The sequence below is a fragment of the Candidatus Deferrimicrobiaceae bacterium genome, assembly GCA_035256765.1.
Taxonomy (GTDB): Bacteria; Desulfobacterota; Deferrimicrobia; order Deferrimicrobiales; family Deferrimicrobiaceae; genus CSP1-8.
Genome location: DATEXR010000177.1, coordinates 1 through 2,516 on the forward strand (window position 1 = coordinate 1; position 2,516 = coordinate 2,516).

The window sequence follows — 2,516 nt, forward strand, 5'->3', positions numbered from 1 at the left end:
AGAGAATCGTTCGGTCGCAGTCGCGGCGAATTCACCCGCAGGGTGCTGATCGTGGGGGCGGGCGCCGCGGGGCAGATGATCGCCCGGGAAATCCATGACAATCCGGCCCTCGGGATGATCGATGTGGGGTTCATCGACGATGACAAGGCCAAGATCGGCTCCCGGATCCAGGGACTGCGGGTTCTGGGGGGCCACGAGGAGATCGGCACGATTTGCCGCGACCACAAAGTCGACGAGATCATCATCGCCATCCCCTCGGCATCCGCCTCCAAGGTGCGCCACATCGTCGAGCACTGCAAGGAATCGTCCGCCCGGTTCCGGATTCTGCCGGCGGTCGGGGAGTTGATCGACGGGAAAGCGAGCATCAGCGTGCTCCGGAACGTGAACATCGAGGACCTCCTCGGGCGCGACCCGGTCACGCTCGACATGGGGCTTCTCCGCCGCGAGATCACCGGGAAGACGGTGATGGTCACCGGGGCGGCGGGATCCATCGGGGCGGAACTGTGCCGGCAGGTGGCGAAGCTGTTCCCCGCGAAACTGGTGATGTTCGAGATCGCGGAGAGCCCCCTGTTCGAGCTGGAGCTCGAGATGCGGGAGAAATTCCCGAGCATCAACATCGTCCCGCTCATCGGGGACATCCGGGACCGGAAGCGGGTGGAGGCCGTCATGTCGGCGCACAGGCCGTCGCTGATCTACCACGCGGCCGCCTACAAGCACGTCCCGATGATGGAGGTTCACCCCGTCGAGGCGGTGAAGAACAACGTCTTTGGGACGCAGATCATGGCCGAGGTTGCGGCCGAGTACGGCGTGCGGCGGTTCGTCCTGGTCTCCACCGACAAGGCGGTGCGGCCGACGAACGTCATGGGGGCGACCAAGCGGGTGGCCGAGAAGATCGTCCAGAACATGAACGGGAAGGAGACGACCTACGTGTCCGTCCGGTTCGGCAACGTCCTGGACAGCGTGGGCAGCGTCCTCCCGATCTTCCGGAAGCAGCTCGAGACGACGGGGAAGCTTACGGTGACCCACCCGGATGCCTCTCGCTACTTCATGCTGATTCCCGAGGCCGCCGGGCTCATCATCCAAGCCGGCGCCATGGGGCAGGGCGGCGAGGTGTTCGTCCTGGACATGGGGGAGCCGGTGAAGATCGTGGACCTGGCGGAGAACCTGATCCGTCTGATGGGCAAAGAGCCTGGCGTCGACGCGGAGATCGTCTTTACCGGTTTGCGGCCCGGGGAAAAGCTCCACGAGGAGCTGGTGGTGGAAGGCGAGGACGTCACGCGCACCCCCCACCCCAAGGTGATGATGATGATCGGGAACGGCGCGTTGGTCCCGGAACTGCCCCGCGACCTCAAGGAACTATTCCTCCTCGCTCAAAAGGGGGACCGGCAGGGAATCATCCGCAACCTGAGCATGATCGTCAAGGGATACCGTCCGGATCTCGCGTTCCACGGGTTTGCGATTACCGAAGACGGTTTCGCCGCCGAGTCCCCCGAAACCGGCCCCCAATTATCCCTTCCCCCCGGTTCTCCCCCCTCCAAATCCATCCACTAAGAACAGGGACGTTCCTAAAAACTCGCCTGACCAATTTCCGTTACAGATGGCGAAGCTCCATCCATTGTGATAACATGTAGCCATTCATGTAATCACGAGGTCGCCATGGTGCGAACGCAAATCCAGTTGACCGAGCGGCAGGCACGGGAATTGAAAAGGATTGCGGCCAAGGAGGGGGTCTCGATGGCGGAGATCATCCGGAGGGCCGTGGACGCGAAGATCCGCGTGGGGACGGGAGAGGTGCCTTGGGAGGAGCGGGTCCGCAGGGCGCAGGCCGCCATGGGAAAATTCCGGTCCGGCTCGAAGGATGTGGCGGAGAGGCACGACGATTATCTGGTGGAGGAATATGGGAAACGATGATCCTGGTGGATACATCGGCGTTCTACGCGCTCCTGGACGGGGATGATGTCTGCCACGCCCGCGCGTTGGAACGGTGGGAAAGAGAGCCGCCTGGCGAGGGATCCCTGGTGACGACGAATTATATCGTGCTCGAGACGATGACGTTGTTGCAGGCGAGGCTCGGTATGGACGCGGTCCGGACGTTCCACGATGCCATCCTGCCGGTGTTGCGCCTGGAATGGATCGACGAAGACGTCCACGCCCGGTCGGTGAGCGCGTTCCTCGCCGCGGATCGGAAAGGGGCCAGCCTGGTCGATTTTTCCAGCTTCGAGATCATGCGCCGCCTGGGGATCCGTTCCGCGTTTACGTTCGACCGGCATTATCGTCAGTACGGTTTCGATACCCAAGAACAGGGACGTTCCTAAGAACTCTGGCCCAAGAACCGGGACGTTCCCGGGAATGCGTATTCCGACCCATGGTGGACAACTATCCCGAACTGAATTGGGACACCGTTCAAGATCGTGTCGGAATCGATTCCGCCCGATTCCACTCCACATTCCGCGATTACTGATGGCGGTAGGTGGTGTTATAAAATTACTTGTATAAAATATACCAATAGTATAAAT

The 2,516-nt window shown here is 61.5% G+C and carries 3 protein-coding genes; all 3 read left to right on the top strand.

What is annotated here, in order from left to right:
• The coding region (locus VJ307_06115) for a nucleoside-diphosphate sugar epimerase/dehydratase (GenBank protein ID HJX73715.1) at positions 1-1,551 on the top strand (1,551 nt) is incomplete at its 5' end.
• 105 nt (positions 1,552-1,656) lie between these two features.
• Positions 1,657-1,911, top strand: coding sequence for a ribbon-helix-helix protein, CopG family (locus VJ307_06120; protein ID HJX73716.1), 255 nt, complete (start codon positions 1,657-1,659; stop codon positions 1,909-1,911).
• Entirely contained in the window at positions 1,908-2,315 is a 408-nt protein-coding gene (locus tag VJ307_06125) for a PIN domain-containing protein (GenBank protein HJX73717.1), read from the top strand. The genes VJ307_06120 and VJ307_06125 overlap by 4 nt, the downstream gene beginning before the upstream one ends.
• Positions 2,316-2,516 lie beyond the last annotated feature (201 nt).